General features: G+C 64.0%; 10 protein-coding genes and 1 pseudogene. 6 read left to right on the plus strand and 5 right to left on the minus strand.

Translation table 11 applies throughout. From position 1 onward, the window contains the following. Positions 1 to 55: 55 nt before the first annotated feature. Genes recC through recD form a run of 3 tightly spaced genes read left to right on the plus strand, consistent with a single transcriptional unit; the run spans position 56 to position 9223 of the window. Entirely contained in the window at positions 56 to 3538 is a 3483-nt protein-coding gene (gene recC, locus BLU26_RS14325; RefSeq protein WP_092287556.1) for an exodeoxyribonuclease V subunit gamma, read from the plus strand. After that, complete coding sequence (recB, locus tag BLU26_RS14330; protein WP_092287557.1) at positions 3535 to 7170, plus strand: exodeoxyribonuclease V subunit beta; 3636 nt, start codon at positions 3535 to 3537, stop codon at positions 7168 to 7170. The genes recC and recB overlap by 4 nt, the downstream gene beginning before the upstream one ends. Further along, entirely contained in the window at positions 7160 to 9223 is a 2064-nt protein-coding gene (gene recD, locus BLU26_RS14335) for an exodeoxyribonuclease V subunit alpha (RefSeq protein ID WP_092287558.1), read from the plus strand. The genes recB and recD overlap by 11 nt, the downstream gene beginning before the upstream one ends. A gap of 9 nt (positions 9224 to 9232) precedes the next feature. Here the strand turns inward: recD and BLU26_RS14340 are convergent, their stop codons facing one another. Both BLU26_RS14340 and BLU26_RS14345 read right to left on the minus strand, forming a co-directional pair. Further along, positions 9233 to 9820, minus strand: coding sequence for an NADPH-dependent FMN reductase (locus BLU26_RS14340; RefSeq protein WP_092287559.1), 588 nt, complete (start codon positions 9818 to 9820; stop codon positions 9233 to 9235). After that, on the minus strand, positions 9817 to 10674 hold the full coding sequence (locus BLU26_RS14345; protein ID WP_092288505.1) for a sterol desaturase family protein: 858 nt from the start codon (positions 10672 to 10674) through the stop codon (positions 9817 to 9819). The genes BLU26_RS14340 and BLU26_RS14345 overlap by 4 nt, the downstream gene beginning before the upstream one ends. Positions 10675 to 10743: 69 nt before the next feature. Between BLU26_RS14345 and BLU26_RS14350 the strand changes: the two genes are divergently transcribed. Then, entirely contained in the window at positions 10744 to 11694 is a 951-nt protein-coding gene (locus BLU26_RS14350) for an AraC family transcriptional regulator ligand-binding domain-containing protein (RefSeq protein ID WP_092287560.1), read from the plus strand. Positions 11695 to 11719: 25 nt separating this feature from the next. On the opposite strand, the gene BLU26_RS14355 is transcribed toward BLU26_RS14350, so the two are convergent. The 3 genes from BLU26_RS14355 to BLU26_RS14365 all read right to left on the minus strand — a co-directional run bounded on the left by BLU26_RS14355 (position 11720) and on the right by BLU26_RS14365 (position 13905). After that, complete coding sequence (locus tag BLU26_RS14355) at positions 11720 to 12043, minus strand: hypothetical protein (protein ID WP_092287561.1); 324 nt, start codon at positions 12041 to 12043, stop codon at positions 11720 to 11722. 189 nt (positions 12044 to 12232) lie between these two features. Beyond that, positions 12233 to 12904, minus strand: coding sequence for a gamma-glutamyl-gamma-aminobutyrate hydrolase family protein (locus tag BLU26_RS14360; RefSeq protein WP_092287562.1), 672 nt, complete (start codon positions 12902 to 12904; stop codon positions 12233 to 12235). Beyond that, a complete protein-coding gene (locus BLU26_RS14365) occupies positions 12901 to 13905 on the minus strand; it encodes an amidoligase family protein (protein WP_092287563.1) in 1005 nt (334 codons plus the stop codon). Before BLU26_RS14365 ends, BLU26_RS14360 begins: the two co-directional genes overlap by 4 nt. Positions 13906 to 14060: 155 nt before the next feature. Between BLU26_RS14365 and BLU26_RS14370 the strand changes: the two are divergent. Both BLU26_RS14370 and BLU26_RS14375 read left to right on the plus strand, forming a co-directional pair. Then, positions 14061 to 14237 (plus strand): annotated as a pseudogene (locus BLU26_RS14370) (transcriptional regulator); the annotation flags it as partial. A 50-nt stretch (positions 14238 to 14287) separates the two neighbouring features. Further along, complete coding sequence (locus BLU26_RS14375; RefSeq protein ID WP_092287565.1) at positions 14288 to 14983, plus strand: TetR family transcriptional regulator; 696 nt, start codon at positions 14288 to 14290, stop codon at positions 14981 to 14983. Positions 14984 to 15209: the final 226 nt, after the last annotated feature.

Below are 15209 nucleotides of genomic sequence, written 5' to 3' on the forward strand. Positions count from 1 at the left end.
GCGTCTGTCGCAGTGCGGTGATAGACTGCGGTCTCTTCACCCGTAAGGAGCCCCCATGCAGGACGCCAACAGCCTCGCCCCCGGTTTGATGATCATCCACGGCAACCGCCTGGAGACCCTGCGTGAACTGGCGGTGGACTGGATGCGGGCGCATCCGCTGGCGCCGCTGGAAAACGAAGTCATCCTGGTGCAGAGCAACGGTATTGCCCAGTGGCTGCAGATGGCGCTGGCGGCAGACCCTGCTCAGGGCGGCTGCGGCATCGCGGCGGCGCTGGATGTGCAGCTGCCGGCGCGGTTTCTATGGGACAGCTACCGCGGCGTTTTGGGGCGCGACAGTGTGCCGGAACAATCCCCGCTGGATAAACTGCCGCTGACCTGGCGGCTGATGCGCTTGCTGCCCGCACTGCAGGATCAGCCCGATTTTGCGCCGCTCAAACGCTTTCTCGCCGACGACCACGACTGCCGCAAGCGCTATCAATTGGCGGTGCGGCTCGCCGACCTGTTCGACCAGTATCAGGTCTACCGCGCCGACTGGCTGAACGACTGGGCCGCCGGGCGTGATCATATTGGCCTGGCGCGCACCGGCGCGCGACCGCTGGATGATGAAGAGCGCTGGCAGCCGGCGCTCTGGCGTGCTGTGCTGGCGGACGTGGGGGCTGAGCGCCTGAGCGACAGCCGGGCCGGTATTCATCCGCGTTTTGTCCAGTACCTGCTCGACTGTGACAGCCGACCGGCCAGCCTGCCGAGGCGGGTGATCGTCTTTGGTATCTCGTCGCTGCCCGCCCAGACGCTGGAAGCGTTGGCGGTGATCGGGCGCTTCTCACAGGTGCTGCTTTGCGTCCTCAACCCCTGCGAGTACCACTGGGGCGATATCGTTGCCGATCAGGACCTGCTGCGCCACGAATACCGCCGTCACCAACGGCGGCCGGGCAGCCCGATTCAGCTGGACGACAGCACCCTGCATCAGCACGCCCATCCGCTGCTGGCCGCCTGGGGCAAGCAGGGCCGTGACTACATCAACCTGCTCGATCAGCACGACGAGCGCGCCAGTTACGAAGCGCGCTTCGCCGATATCGCCGGTGGCCGGGTTGACCTGTTTGAAGCGCCCACTGGCGACACATTACTGCAGCAGCTGCAGCAGGACATCCTGCACCTGCGGCCGCTGGCCGAGTCTCGCGCATTGTGGCCGGCGGTCGACCCGGCGCGTGATCAGTCCATCCGCTTTCATCTGGCACACAGCCCGCAGCGCGAGGTGGAAGTACTGCACGATCAGCTGCTCGCCGCCTTTGCTGCTGACCCGGACCTCAAACCGCGCGACATCATCGTTATGGTGCCGGACGTCAATCTCTACGCGCCGCACATTCAGGCGGTGTTCGGTCAGCACAGCGGTGACGACCCGCGGGCGATCCCCTTTACCCTGGCCGATCAAGGCCAGCGCGGCCAGGAACCGCTGCTCATTGCACTGGAGCATTTGCTGCGCCTGCCCGACAGCCGTCTGCCGGTCAGCGAGGTGCTGGACCTGCTCGATGTGCCGGCGCTGCGCAGCCGCTTTGGTCTGAGTGAGGCCGATCTGCCGACTCTGCAGCGCTGGATCGAGGGCGCAGGCATCCGTTGGGGGCTGGATCAGCAGCGCCGCGCCGCTCTGGGTTTGCCAGACGGGTTGGAAGCCAACAGCTGGCGTTTCGGCCTGCGCCGCATGTTGCTGGGTTACGCCAGCGGCGGTGCCGAGGCGTGGCAGCAGATCGAACCCTATGACGAAATCGGCGGGCTGGATGCCGCGCTGATCGGCCCGCTCAGCGGCCTGATCGATGCGCTGGATCGCCACGAAACCCAGCTGGCTGACGCGGCGCTGCCGGTAGTCTGGGGCGAACGCCTGCGTCAGCTGCTGGATGACTTCTTTCTAGCCGAGAGTGATCGGGACCAGCTGCTGCTGGCGCAGCTGCACGAAGGGCTGGCCAACTGGCTGGAGCTATGCGACAGCGTTGCGCTGGATGTTGCGCTGCCGCTCAACGTGGTGGCGGAAGCCTGGCTCGATGGTGTCGGCCAGAGCCAGCTCAGTCAGCGCTTTCTCGCCGGTGCGGTCAACGTTTGCACGTTGATGCCGATGCGCGCCATTCCATTCAAACGCATCTGCCTGCTGGGCATGAACGACGGCGACTACCCACGCGCGCAACCACCGCTGGATTTCGACCTGATGGGCAAGGACTACCGCCCGGGCGACCGCTCGCGGCGCGAAGACGACCGTTACCTGCTGCTGGAAGCGCTGCTCTCGGCCCGCGATGCGCTGCATATCAGTTGGGTGGGTCGCAGCATTCGTGATAACAGCGAACGGCCGCCGTCGGTGCTGATCGGCCAGCTGCGCGACCATTTGGCCGCTGGTTGGCACACGGCGGATGACGCTGATCTGTTGCACGCGCTGACCGTCGAGCATCCGCTGCAGCCCTTCAGCCGCGCCTATTTCAGCGCCGATTCCGCGTTGTTCAGTTACGCCTGCGAGTGGCGTCAGCTGCACGATCCTCATGCCGAGGAGGACGCCGACCAGCCGCTGGCGCCGGTCACGCTGGAAGCGCCCATCGAGCTGCTGGCGCTGCAGCGCTTTTTGCGTAACCCGGTCGAGCACTTCTTTGCCGCCCGGCTGAAGGTGTGGTTGCAGGAACAGCAAAGCAACACCGAAGACGACGAACCCTTTGCGCTCGACGGTCTGCAACGGCACCAGCTCAGCCAGTGGTTGCTGGAGCAGGTGCAGCAGGCCGATTTGCAGGATGACTGGCAGGCCCTGCTGGTCGAGCAGGCCAGTCGCCTGCAACAGCGTGGCAGCCTGCCGCTGGCCGGTTTTGGTGAGTTGACGCTGGCCCAGTTGGTTGAGCCGCTGGGCGGGCAGCTGGAGCGCTTCCGTGAGCAACTGTTGTTGTGGGACCAGCCGCTGGAGTATCCGCTGCCGCTGCAGGCGTCGGCGCGTACGGCAGAAGCGAAGATTGAGGTAGTCAGCTGGCTCGCCGGTGTGCGCCGCTGCGCCCAGCTCGATGGCCTGATGCGCGTGCAGCTGGTCACCGGCAAACTGCTCGGTAAGAAAGACGTGCCGCGTTGGCGCAAACTGCTGAGTGAGCTGTGCCAGCATGTGCTGGCCGCGGCCTCGGGCCATCGACTCACCACTTGCCTGATCAGCGCCGACGCCAGTATTCAACTGCTGCCGCTGGAGCAGGAGCGTGCCGAGCACATCGTGAATGACTGGTTGCTTGGCTACCTCCAAGGCCTGAAGCGACCGCTGCCTGTGGCAGTAGAAACCGCCTTTGCCTGGCTGACCGAGGGCAAGGACGAGAAACGTCTGGGTGCTGCCAAACTCTGTTACGAGGGCAACGATTTCAGCCGTGGCGAGGTGGACGGCAGCCCGGCACTGCAACGCAGCTTTCCCGACTTTGCCAGCCTGCAGGCGAACGACGAATTCATCGGCTGGGCGCAGTCACTCTATCAGCCGCTGGCGCAGGCAATTGAGGATGAATGGCTGATGATTACGCAGGCATCGGAGGGCGAAGCATGAGCAACCAACGCCCCTTGGCCCTGCGCTGCCCGCTGCGCGGTAGCCGCCTGATTGAAGCCAGTGCAGGTACCGGCAAGACCTTCACCATCTCTGCGCTGTATCTGCGGCTGGTGCTGGGCCACGGCGAGGGCGAAAGCGCCTTCAGCCGTGAACTGCTGCCGCCGGATGTGCTGGTCGTAACCTTTACCGAAGCCGCGACCCAGGAACTGCGCGACCGCATTCGCGCGCGGCTGGTCGAGGGCGCGCAGGCCTTCCGTGGCGAATTGAATGAGCCGGACCCGATCGTCGCCGGGTTGCTGGCGGACATCCCCGAAACCGAACACGCCAGCGCCGCGCGCAAGCTGGATATCGCCGCCCAGTGGATGGATCAGGCCGCGGTCTCGACCATTCACAGCTGGTGTCAGCGCATGCTGCGCGAGCACGCCTTCGACAGCGGCAGCCTGTTTACCCAGACGCTAGAAACTGACCAACGCGACCTGCTGGCCGAGGTCGCGCGTGACTACTGGCGATTGCATTGCTATCACTTGCAGGGTTCAGCGCTCGCCTGGGTGCAGCAAAGCTGGCAGCAGCCGGAAGCGCTGCTCGGTAAGGCACGGTTGCTGTTCACCCCCGCTGCAAATGAACCGACAACGGCACTGCAAGCGCTGCTGGACGAAGCTCTGGCCCAGCGCGATGCGCAACTGGCTGAACTCAAGGCTCCGTGTGCCGACTTGGCAGACAGCCTTGAAGCGCTGCTGGATCAGGCGGTAGAGCAGGGCGTGGTCGACAAACGCAAGATTCAGAAGCGCTATTACGCGCCCTGGTTCGAAACTCTGCGCCAGTGGGCGCTGGCGCCCGAGCAGGTGAAGCTAGAGTTGCCGCCGGCAGCCTGGGCCCGGCTCAGCGAAGACGGCCTCGGCGAGGCCTGGAAGAAGGGCGCCGTGCCCGATCACCCGGCGTTGCGCGGCTTGCCGCAATTGCGCGAGGCGCTGGCCGCATTGCCCAACCCCGAGGGTGATGCGCTGCGCCACGCGGCGGACTGGATGTCGGTGCGTTTCGAGCAGGAAAAGCGTCGCCGCGCGCAGATGGGGTTTGATGACATGCTGACCCGGCTCGATGCCGCGCTGCAGGGCCCCAACGGCGACCGACTGGCGGAGGTGATCCGCCAGCAGTTCCCGGTCGCGCTGATCGACGAGTTTCAGGATACCGACCCGTTGCAGTACCGCATCTTCGACCGAATCTACCGGGTAGCGGAAAATGATCAGGACAGCGCGCTGCTGCTGATCGGCGACCCCAAGCAGGCGATTTACGCCTTCCGCGGCGCGGATATTCACACCTACCTGCGGGCCCGTGGCGACACCGCCGGGCGGCACGAGAATCTGGATACCAACTTCCGCTCCAGCCAGGCGATGGTCACGGCGGTGAACCGGGTATTCGAGCAGGCAGAGCAGCACTTTGCCGCTGGCGCCTTCCTGTTCCGCCAGGGCGACGATAACCCCATGCCGTTTTTGCCGGTGCAGGCGCGCGGGCGCAGCGAAGTGTGGAGCTATCAGGGTGAACAGGCGCCGGCCTTGACCGCCTGGCTGCTGGAGTCCGAAGAGCCGCTGACGGGTGACACCTATCGGCGGGAAATGGCCGAGCGCTGCGCCAGCGAAATGACCGCCTTGCTGCAGGCCGGACAGCAGGGCCGCGCTGGCTTTGCCCGCAGCGACAAGCCGTTTGTGTCGGTACGCCCGGCCGATATGGCGGTGCTGGTGCGTACCGGCCGCGAGGCGCAGCTGATTCGTGATGCCTTGGCCGCTCGCGGTGTGCGCAGCGTCTATCTGTCTGACAAGGATTCGGTTCTGGCAACGCAGCAGGCGCAGGATGTGCTGCGCTGGCTGCGCGCCTGTGCCGAGCCCGGCAACGACCGCCTGCTGCGCGCGGCACTCGCCAGCCACAGCCTGCACCTCAACTGGCAAGCACTGGATCAGTTGAATCAGGACGAGCGCCTGTGGGAGCAGCGGGTCGACCAGTTCCGCGATTATCGCCGCATCTGGCAGCGCCAGGGTGTGCTGCCGATGCTGCACCGCCTGCTGCACGACTTTGCGCTGCCTGCCCGGCTGCAACAGCAGGACGATGGCGAGCGGGCGCTGACCAACCTGCTGCATCTGGCCGAGCTGCTGCAACGCGCGGCCCGCGAGCTGGATGGTGAGCAGGCGCTTATCCGCCATCTGGCCGAGCTGATCCGCCGCGCTGACGAGGGCGCAGGGGACGAACAGGTGCTGCGGCTGGAAAGCGACGCCGAGCTGGTTAAGGTGGTGACCATCCACAAGTCCAAGGGTCTGGAGTACCCGCTGGTATTTCTGCCCTTCATTTGCCTGAGTCGCCCGGTGCGGGCGGATCAGCCGCTGCGCCTGAGTGACGGCTGGGTATTGAAGCCGGACGCGGATCAGGTGGCCGAGGCCGACCGCGAGCGACTGGGTGAAGATCTGCGGTTGCTTTATGTGGCGCTGACCCGCGCCCGCCACGCCTGCTGGTTGGGTATGGCCGACCTCAAGAGTGGCAACAACAAGCAGTCGGTGCTGCATCACGGCGCGATCGCCTGGCTGCTCGGCGGTGGCGCCGCGCTGGAGTCGTCTACTCAACTGAAAGACTGGCTGACCCGCTGGCAGCCGGACGGCGAGGTGGTCGCGCTGCAGGCCGCGCCAGAGGTCCGTGATGAGCGGCTGGCGCAACTGAATGACGGCCCGGCGCTGGTCGATGCCCGCAGCCCGGCGCACGGGCGTTTCGATTCCTGGTGGATCGGTTCCTACAGTGCGTTGGCGCTCAGCGGAGAGAGTACCGACAGTGCGCTGGCCGAGTGGATTGCCGACGACGAGCGCCAGAGTCGCTTTGTGCCGCTGCGCCGTGGCGAGCAGCCGACCATTCACCGCTTCCCGCGTGGCCCGCAGCCCGGCACCTTTTTGCACGGCTTGCTGGAGTTGGCGGCGCAGGAGGGCTTTGCGGCGCTGAAGGATGCCGAGCGTTGCCACCGCTGGCTGGCGCCGCGTTGCCAGCGTAGAGGCTGGGGTGAGTGGAGTGAGTGTCTGAGTGACTGGTTGGGGCAATTGCTGCAGCGCCCGGGGCTAGTACCCAGTACCGAGCTGGCGCTGGGTGAGCTGCCGCCGTCGCGTTACCAGAGCGAAATGGCCTTTATGTTTGCCGCCAGCAAGGTCGACGTGCAGCAGATCGATCGGTTGGTCACGGCGATGACGCTGGACGGGTTGCCGCGCCCGGCGTTGCAGCGTGACCGCCTGAATGGCCTGTTCAAGGGCTATATCGACCTGGTGCTGGAGCATGAAGGGCGTTATTACGTGCTCGACTACAAATCCAATTGGCTGGGTGCGACCCCGGCCGACTATAGCGAGGCGGCCATGAGCCGGGCGCTGCTGGAACACCGCTACGACCTGCAATACGTGTTCTACCTGCTGGCGCTGCACCGCCAGTTGCAGGCACGGCTGACGGACTATGATTACGACCGCCACATTGGCGGTGCGCTTTACTGGTTTGTCCGCGGCGTCGACGCGGAGAACGGCGGCCTCTGCCATCAGCGCCCGCCGCGCGAACTGATTGAAACACTGGATCGCCTGTTTGCCGGTCAGCCGGTTGAGGAGATTGACCATGCAGGGTGATCAACTGGATCTGCTCGGCACGCTCGACCGTTCTGCAGAGCAGCTCGATAGCGCAGCCGCGCTGCTGCAATTGCTGGATGACTGGCAGGCCAACGGCTGGCTGCGCGCGCTGGACCGCGCCTTCGCTGGCTTTTTGCTGGAGCAGGCACCGGACACCGGCCCGGCAGTGCTGCTGGCGGCGGCGCTGGTCAGCCATCAATTGGGCCATGGGCATGTTTGCCTGGATCTGGCCGCGACGCTGGCCGAACCGGACTTTGCCTTGTCGCTGCCACCGGAGGGCGAAAGCCTGCTCGACACGCCGTTGCCTTCGGCCGTGCTGGCGGGCGTCACGCTGGAACTATGGTGCGAGGCGCTGCGGGCCAGCCGGGTAGTTGATAGTCAGCCGCCGGAGCAGGGCAGCTGCCCGCTGGTGCTGATCGGCCAACGCCTGTATCTGCGCCGCTACTGGCAGCACGAGCGGCAGGTCGTATCGATTCTGCATCAGCGCCTGCAGCAACCGTTGCCTGTGGCAGGGGACCTGCCCGCGCGGCTCGATGCCCTGTTTACCGGCAGTCAGCAGAACCCGGACTGGCAGCGCATTGCCTGCGCGCTGGCGGCGCGCGGGCGCTTCAGCATCATCACCGGCGGCCCCGGCACCGGTAAAACCACCACGGTGGTGCGCCTGCTGGCGCTGCTGCAGACGCCCGCGGTGGAAGCGGATAAGCCGCTGCGTATTCGCCTGGCCGCACCGACCGGCAAGGCCGCTGCGCGGCTGACCGAGTCGATTGGGCGGCAAGTGGGAGCACTGCCAGTCGACAAAGCGGTGCGCGACGCGATTCCGACCGAAGTCAGCACGCTGCATCGTCTGCTCGGCAGCCTGCCGGAGAGCCGCCACTTCCGCCATCACGCGGGCAACCCGCTGGCACTGGATGTGCTGGTGGTAGACGAAGCCTCGATGATCGACCTGGAAATGATGGCCAACTTGCTGGCCGCTCTGCCGCCGCAGGCGCGCCTGGTGTTGCTGGGTGACAAGGATCAGCTCGCCTCGGTGGAAGCGGGCGCGGTGCTGGGCGATCTGTGTCGCCGCGCCGACGCCGGCTGCTACTCACCGGCCACGGTCGATTGGCTGCAGCAGGTGAGTGGGCAGTCGCTGGCAGGCAGCGGCCTGCAGCCCGGCGACGAGTCGACCCATCTGCTGGAGCAGCAAACCGCCATGCTGCGCCACTCCCACCGCTTTGGCGCCGACAGCGGCATCGGCGAGCTGGCCCGCGCCGTGAACCGCTGCGATGCCACCGCCGCGCGCGATCTGCTGCAGCGTGGCAAATTTGATGACATCCAGAGTCGCCGCCTGAATGGCAGCAACGATCCCGCGTTCAGCGCATTGGTGCTGGGTGGTGACGGGGCGCTGCCGGGCTATGGTGCTTATCTGAGCACACTCAGGGAGCAGCGCCCGGGAGCAGATGTACCTGCTGATGACCCGCGCTGGGTAGCCTGGGCTGCTGCCGTGCTGAATGCCTTTGATCGCTTTCAGCTGCTCTGTGCGGTACGCCGGGGCGAATGGGGCGTCGAAGGTATCAACCAGCGGGTCGCCGATCTGCTGACCCGCCGCGGCCTGCTGCGTGCCGACACGCTCTGGTATGAAGGACGCCCGGTGCTGGTGACCCGCAACGACTACAGTCTGGGCTTGATGAACGGCGATATCGGCATTGCCCTGCGCATTCGTGAGCCGGCCCTGCACGCCGGTCAGTCGGAAACCGAAGCGCTGCGCGTTGCCTTCCCGCGCAATGATGGCAAGGGCGGCATTCGCTTTGTGCTGCCCAGTCGTTTGCCAGAGGTGGAAACGGTGTTTGCCATGACCGTGCACAAGTCCCAGGGCTCGGAGTTCGAGCACGCTGTGCTGGTGCTGCCGGAGGCGCGCAACCCGGTGCTGACCAAGGAACTGGTCTACACCGCCATTACCCGCGCCAGTCAACACTTCAGCCTGCTGGAAAGTCGCCTCGGTGTGCTGGAGGCGGCGGTGCAAACGCCGGTGCGGCGCATCAGCGGGCTGGACCTGAGTCCGGGCGCCAGCTGATGCCGTTCGTTACATACCGTTCATGAAGTCCGGCGGTGGGCTGCGGTGCTTCTCGTGCAGCTCGCGCATGGCGCCGGCGTAATCCAGCAACAACTGCAGTGACCAGTCAGCGCGGGCGCGGATGCGTTGATCATCCTCGCCGCCATCCTGTTCACCCATCACCGACTCCACATGGCGAATGATCAGGTGCTCCGGCAGGTAGCACAGCCGGCAGTTCTTGTAGCTGGAGCTACGCATCTCGGCAATCGGATAGGCGCCGCCCTGTCCCGCAGAGACGCTCACCAGCAGCCCTGGCTTGTGTGCCAGCTCGCGGCGCCCAGCGTAGAGGAACAGGTTCTTCACCGCCGGGCAGGCCATGCCGTGCCACTCGGGGGTAATGACGACTACCGCCTGCGCCGCGCGCAACTTCTCGGCCATGTCAGGCCAGGGGTTGTTGTCAGTTTCTGCTGGCCACAGCGGCAAGGGTTCGGCGGCCAGGTCGATGATGTCGCTCTCGGCGCCCAGTTGCTGCAAGCGCGCAGCCAGGTAGCGGGCTACCCGGCTGCTCTGGGCGTCCGGGCGGTTGGAGCCGGCGATCAGGGTAATGCGTAAACTCATGAAGAAGCCTCTGTGGTGGGCGCGGCGGGTTTTTTACGGCGCGCTGGCTTGCGCACCAGTGGCCAGAACAGCTCCTGCTGCCAGCTCGCCGGGCGAATATTTTCGATGCCGTACTCGGTCGGGCGCCGACGGGTAATCTTGGCGGTGCCAAAGAGCACGTCCCAGAAGAATAACAGGTTACCGAAGTTGCCCTTGTAGTTGGTCACGCCGTCATCGGCATTCAGGCCATGGTGCGCTGAATGCGTGGCCGGGGTGGAAATGGTGCGCTCGACCAGCCACATCAAAGGCTGCAGCGCCTTGATCTTGTACAGCTTGGCGTCCCAGGGCACGCTGCTGTGGGCGCCGAAAATCACGCTCAGCTTGATAATCAGGTACACGAAATACACATGCGCCAAGCCCATGTAGATCAGCATGCCGGAGAGCCAGATGCCGGGCATCAGCAAGTAATAAAAGCTGTTGTTGCGGTAGACGATACGGATGCTCATGTACTTGGCCGAGTGGTGTGCACGGTGCAGGTCGTACAGCCAGGGCACGCGGTGTGCCAGGCGGTGCCACCAGTACTGGGTCATGTCATCGAGCAGCAGAAACAGGGCGAAGCCGGCAATCCACGGGATGCCCGCCAGGCTGTCTTTCCACTGGGGCAGGAAGTGACCGAGCAGGGCGGCAGACGCAAAGGTGATGGCGGGTACAGTCACCCCCAGCAGCAGGGTGGAGCCGATGGTTTCGAGCAGCGCGTCACGGCGCTCGCCCTTGGGTTGGAAAAAGCGCCCGAGCACCATTTCCAAAATGATGAAACCGAAGAAGATCGCGGCGACAACTACGGTAGGGTTCAGATTTGTTATTGTTGTTTCCATGCTAACCTCGTTGAGCATTGGCTATGAGTCAGGACATAACAATGAAAAGCCAAATCGGATTTCCTCAACATGCGCACTGAGGACAAAAACCTCGTCGAAGCGGCCAAAATCCCCGCGCAGCGATATCACCACGGCCCGCTTGGCCAGGTGCTGCAACGCTTTCTTGATCAGCAGGGCGCGGCGCAGGATGACTTCAGCCTGATCGAACTGGAGCAGCTTTGGCAGCGCGCGGCGCAGCATGACCCGGCCATCGGCCTGCATCTGTTTTCACTGTTCACCCGGCAGGACTGGCACGTGTTGGCCTACATGGGCTTTTTTGCCGCGAACGTGCGGCAATCGCTGGACAGTTGGGTGCGTTATGCCAGTCTCGCCTCGGCGATGGATTCGGTGAGTTACGTCGAGGAGGGCGAGCACCTCGTGGTCCGGATCAGTGTGGAGGTGCCACCGGCGCTGGAGCGTTATCTGGTCGAGCACTACATGAGTATGGCCATGACGCAATTGCGCGCGGCTTCCGGTCAGCATTGGCTGCCCGAGCGCGCGAGTTTCCGCCACGTACGCCCTGGCTACGCCGAGGAGTATGTCGCGTTTTTTGGCGAGCACCTGCGGTTCTCTGCTGAAGCCAACCAGTTGTGGTTTGCCAAAAACACGCTGGCGTTGCCCATGCCCGGTCGCAACCAGGCGCTGTTTGAAACCGTCTGTGCCGAGCTGGACCGCCGTTTGGCGCAGCAGCAACGCTTTGGCGGGGTGACCGGCAAGGTGGCGGAGCTGGCGCGCCAGCAACTGCTGCAGGGCGACACCCCGACGCTGGAGCAGCTTGCCGGCAGCTTGCACCAAACTCCGCGCACCCTGCGTCGTCGTCTGCACGAACAGGGCCTGACCTTCCGCCAGTTGCTGGATACCGTGCGCGCAGAGCTGGATGACTATCTGCAGATGCAGGGTTTGACCCGTGCACAGATCGCCGAGCAGCTGGGCTACAGCGACACTGCGGCTTACCTGCACGCGCGCAAGCGCTGGCTATAGAGTTATAGAGATATAGCGGCTCAATTCAGCCGAAATAGTCCTGCATCCAGTCAAACAGCGTGGCGCTGCTCATCTCTGCCAGCGGCAGCTGCTTGAATTCACCGCCAACTTCTTCTTCCCGCGTCACGAACTGGTAGAGCACCATGCCCGGTTGCTGGTCGTGCAGGATAAGAGTGATACGGCGCTGGGTACGCAGGCAGTCGAGGGTGACTACATCGGCGGGGATGCCCGCATCACGCATGCTCTGGCGCACTTCTACCACCGGATTGATGTGTTGATGCGTGGCCTGAATCTGCGCATGGGCAGCACTGACCAGGTCGGAAAGGGTTTTCAGTGGATCATTGAGCATCGGCTGCTCCGGCTTGAATGGATTGGATAGGCCACAGAGACGCGACCGCTTTGTGCGGGCGAGGTCATGGCGGCGCTTGGCGGGTAATCACGCTGTGCCGCCGAGGCTGCCAGCGACTCCGGAGTAAGGCAAGTCCGCCAGACTTCTCCAGGTTTGCCGCGGGTCACGAATAGGTTTTTTACCACTGCGCTAGCCCACTTCCCGCGCGGCCGTCACCAGCGCCTTGAACAGCCGGCGCTGGCGGTGCATGAACAGTAGAAACTCCGGGTGCCACTGCACGCCCATTACAAAGCGCCGCCCGGGTGCTTCGATGGCCTGGGTGATGTTGTCCAGATCGCGCGCGCTGATCACCAGCCCTTTACCCACCTGATCAATCGCCTGATTGTGCAGGCTGTTGATCTTGCCGCGCTCTACCCCGAGCAATCGCGCCAGGTGGCTGTCGGGCTCCAGGCACAGGGTTTTCAATGGCAGTAGGGTGCGGCGGTTGGAGGTCAGTTTGCGGCGTGACTTCAAATCCTGAAACAGGTTGCCGCCGCAGCGGACGTTGAGCAGTTGTGCGCCACGGCAAATCCCCAGCAGGGGTAGTTCGCGGGCAAGTGCATCATCGATGATCGCGGTTTCGAGGGTGTCACGGGCGGCGTCATACTTGGGTTTGACTTCCGGTTCGGCGGCATACAGCACCGGGTCGATATCGTGCCCGCCGGTGACTACTACCCCTTGGTAGCCATGGTGTTTTGTTTCGTCGCCGGGCTTGAGTTGCAGCGGTTCACCGCCGTAGTAACGCACCGCCTGGGCGACCAGAAAGCGCGGGCCCACGGCCCCCTTGGTCGGGCCGGTAATCGCTATGACAGGTTTACTCATGGGATGTCGGGCAGCCAGTCACGGGTCAGGCGCTCTGGCCAGTTATCCAGCAAGCGGCCGAGGCCCTGCCCCAGGTAAGCCTGATAGGCGCTGCAGCAACCCTGCAGGCGATCCTGATCGTTGGCGAGCTTTTCTACCTCCAGCCAGTCGTTCCAGGCCGGCGTCAGGTCCCAGCCAGGTTGGTCGATCAGGCAGTCGGGCAGCCGATAGTGAAAGGTCGGGCGCGCCTTGATCAGCTCGTCCTGGGTGTGGGCCAGCACCCGGTCCTCGTCCAGATGGCGGAACAGCGGCAGCATGTCGAGCGCGCGGTTGCGTGTCGGGTTGTGCTGCAGGTAGTCGTCGATCAGCGTAGGCAGATCAGGCCAATAATCGGGCGCGGTAACCTTGCGCACATAAGCGCTGGGAAAGGGGTCCACATAGGTGGTCAGACGCCGCGCAAAGTTGATGCGCGCGCGTTCATGGATCCAGTCGTACAGGCAAAGAAAGGCTTTCAGGTAGGCGGCCAGGGTGCGCGCATCGGTGGCCGGTACTTCCGGGTTGAACTGCATGCCAAAGGCGTTGGTCAGGCGATCGGTAGTACCCTTGGCGCCGGCATCGCGCAGCAAGGCGATCAGCTCGTTGATCACGCCAAGACGGTCCAGTGGCAATGGTGGGCTGACCAGTTCGTAGGGCACCAGCGATTCGGCTACCCAAATGATGGCGTCTTCGGCGGAGCTGACCAGTTCGGCCGAGGTCGGGTCCTGGGGCCGCTCGGCGCGGCCCATCTTTTTCAGCAGGCTGGAATCGAGCTCGACTATCCAGTCGCCAGCGGCGTCACCCTTGAGTGTGCGCTCGTAACGGCTGGTGCGCTCTACACTGCAGCCGCAATGCTCGGCGACCAGGCGGGTCAGCTGGTCGAGCTCGATACCGTTCATTTCCAGCTCGACCCCAACACGCCGCTGCGCGCCGTCGCGGGTTTGGGTCAGCGGGGGCAGGGTGAGCGCATTGGGCTCCGGCTGCATGGTGGTGTCTCCGCTTCGATGGATGATGAACGCAGCCTAACATGCAGCTGTGCGGCGTGCGCAGTTACGGCGGCTGCATGTGCGCGTACTTGGTGTAGAATCCAGAAACAATCTTTTTCTACCTTTTTCTCCTTACTCTTTATTGACAGGTAACCATGAGCAAATTATCCGAGTTTCGCGCGGCCGAGCGCCTGCTCGCCGAACAGTTGGCACAGTTGGAGAGCATGAAGCAGGATGTCGGCTTAAAGGAGGAGCTGGCCTTCAATGATGAGTTGAAGGCCTTGATGAAAGAGTACGGTTATAGCGCCCGCGAGGTGCTGCAGATTCTCGACGTCGGCTCGCGTTGATCCGGTTATGCGCCCATCCGAGCGGCAGGTGAAGCATGGCTGAAGCCCGCAAGACGGGAACTCGACCGGCAGAGGCGCCTGGAAAGCGCGCCCTGATGGATGCTGCGGTGCGTCTTGCCGCCAGCAGTCGCTGCATAACCAGCCTGGGCCTGCGAGAACTGGCGCGTGAGGCTGGCCTCAACCCGAATACCTTCTACCGCCACTTCCGTGACATGGATGACCTGGGGCTGCAACTGCTGCGCGAAAGCAACCAGACGCTGCGCGCGCCCTTGCGCCAGTTGCGCCGCAAGGCGGCGCGACAAAGTATCGCCGATGGCAGTATCGACCCGCTTCAGGAAGAGGCGCTGCGCGGCCGCCGGGTCGCGCAGCAAACGGTCAAACTCTACTTCGAGTACGTGCTCAAACACCGTGACCGCGTGGTGATTGCGGTGCGCGAGTTGCACGGCCCCTCCGAGCTGCTGCGCGCCGAGCTGCGCAAGCAGATGGACGGCTTTGCCGAAGACATGGCTGCCGATGTGCAGGCGCTGGGTTTGGCGCCCAAGGGCATCAGCCCGGCCCAGATCAAGCTGATTGCCACCCTGTTGAGCCGCAACCTGCTCTATCTTTCGCTCGACTATATCGGCGAGCCCGAGCGCCGGGAGGCCATTCTGGAACTGGCTCATGAGCAGATCAACATGCTGTTTGCCGGCGCCTACCTGTTACAGGAAAGGGCAAAAAACGACAGCCCATAATCGGTCAACGTCGGCCAATCTGCGACACCCGCGCGGCCCTGCGATTTCCATAATGGCGCTCTAATGGCTATCATGTAGCGCAGCAACACTTGGATACAAGCTGAACAGTGTCTTGAACCGCTTGGCGGTAAACGCTGCTATGTCGATACCTGCTGTACACATCATTGGCCTTCTGAGGGCTGTCAATTCTTGCAGTTATTTCGCTATCGCGGAGCGACCTGCACCC

The sequence above is a fragment of the Halopseudomonas sabulinigri genome (genome assembly GCF_900105255.1).
Taxonomy (GTDB): Bacteria; Pseudomonadota; Gammaproteobacteria; order Pseudomonadales; family Pseudomonadaceae; genus Halopseudomonas; species Halopseudomonas sabulinigri.

Bases quoted from the DNA above. Each gene is read 5' to 3' on its own strand.
- recC (WP_092287556.1), top strand. From the start codon at position 56: ATGCAGGACGCCAACAGCCTCGCCCCCGGTTTGATGATCATCCACGGC.
- recB (WP_092287557.1), top strand. From the start codon at position 3,535: ATGAGCAACCAACGCCCCTTGGCCCTGCGCTGCCCGCTGCGCGGTAGC.
- recD (WP_092287558.1), top strand. From the start codon at position 7,160: ATGCAGGGTGATCAACTGGATCTGCTCGGCACGCTCGACCGTTCTGCA.
- BLU26_RS14340 (WP_092287559.1), bottom strand. From the start codon at position 9,820: ATGAGTTTACGCATTACCCTGATCGCCGGCTCCAACCGCCCGGACGCC.
- BLU26_RS14345 (WP_092288505.1), bottom strand. From the start codon at position 10,674: ATGGAAACAACAATAACAAATCTGAACCCTACCGTAGTTGTCGCCGCG.
- BLU26_RS14350 (WP_092287560.1), top strand. From the start codon at position 10,744: ATGCGCACTGAGGACAAAAACCTCGTCGAAGCGGCCAAAATCCCCGCG.
- BLU26_RS14355 (WP_092287561.1), bottom strand. From the start codon at position 12,043: ATGCTCAATGATCCACTGAAAACCCTTTCCGACCTGGTCAGTGCTGCC.
- BLU26_RS14360 (WP_092287562.1), bottom strand. From the start codon at position 12,904: ATGAGTAAACCTGTCATAGCGATTACCGGCCCGACCAAGGGGGCCGTG.
- BLU26_RS14365 (WP_092287563.1), bottom strand. From the start codon at position 13,905: ATGCAGCCGGAGCCCAATGCGCTCACCCTGCCCCCGCTGACCCAAACC.
- BLU26_RS14375 (WP_092287565.1), top strand. From the start codon at position 14,288: ATGGCTGAAGCCCGCAAGACGGGAACTCGACCGGCAGAGGCGCCTGGA.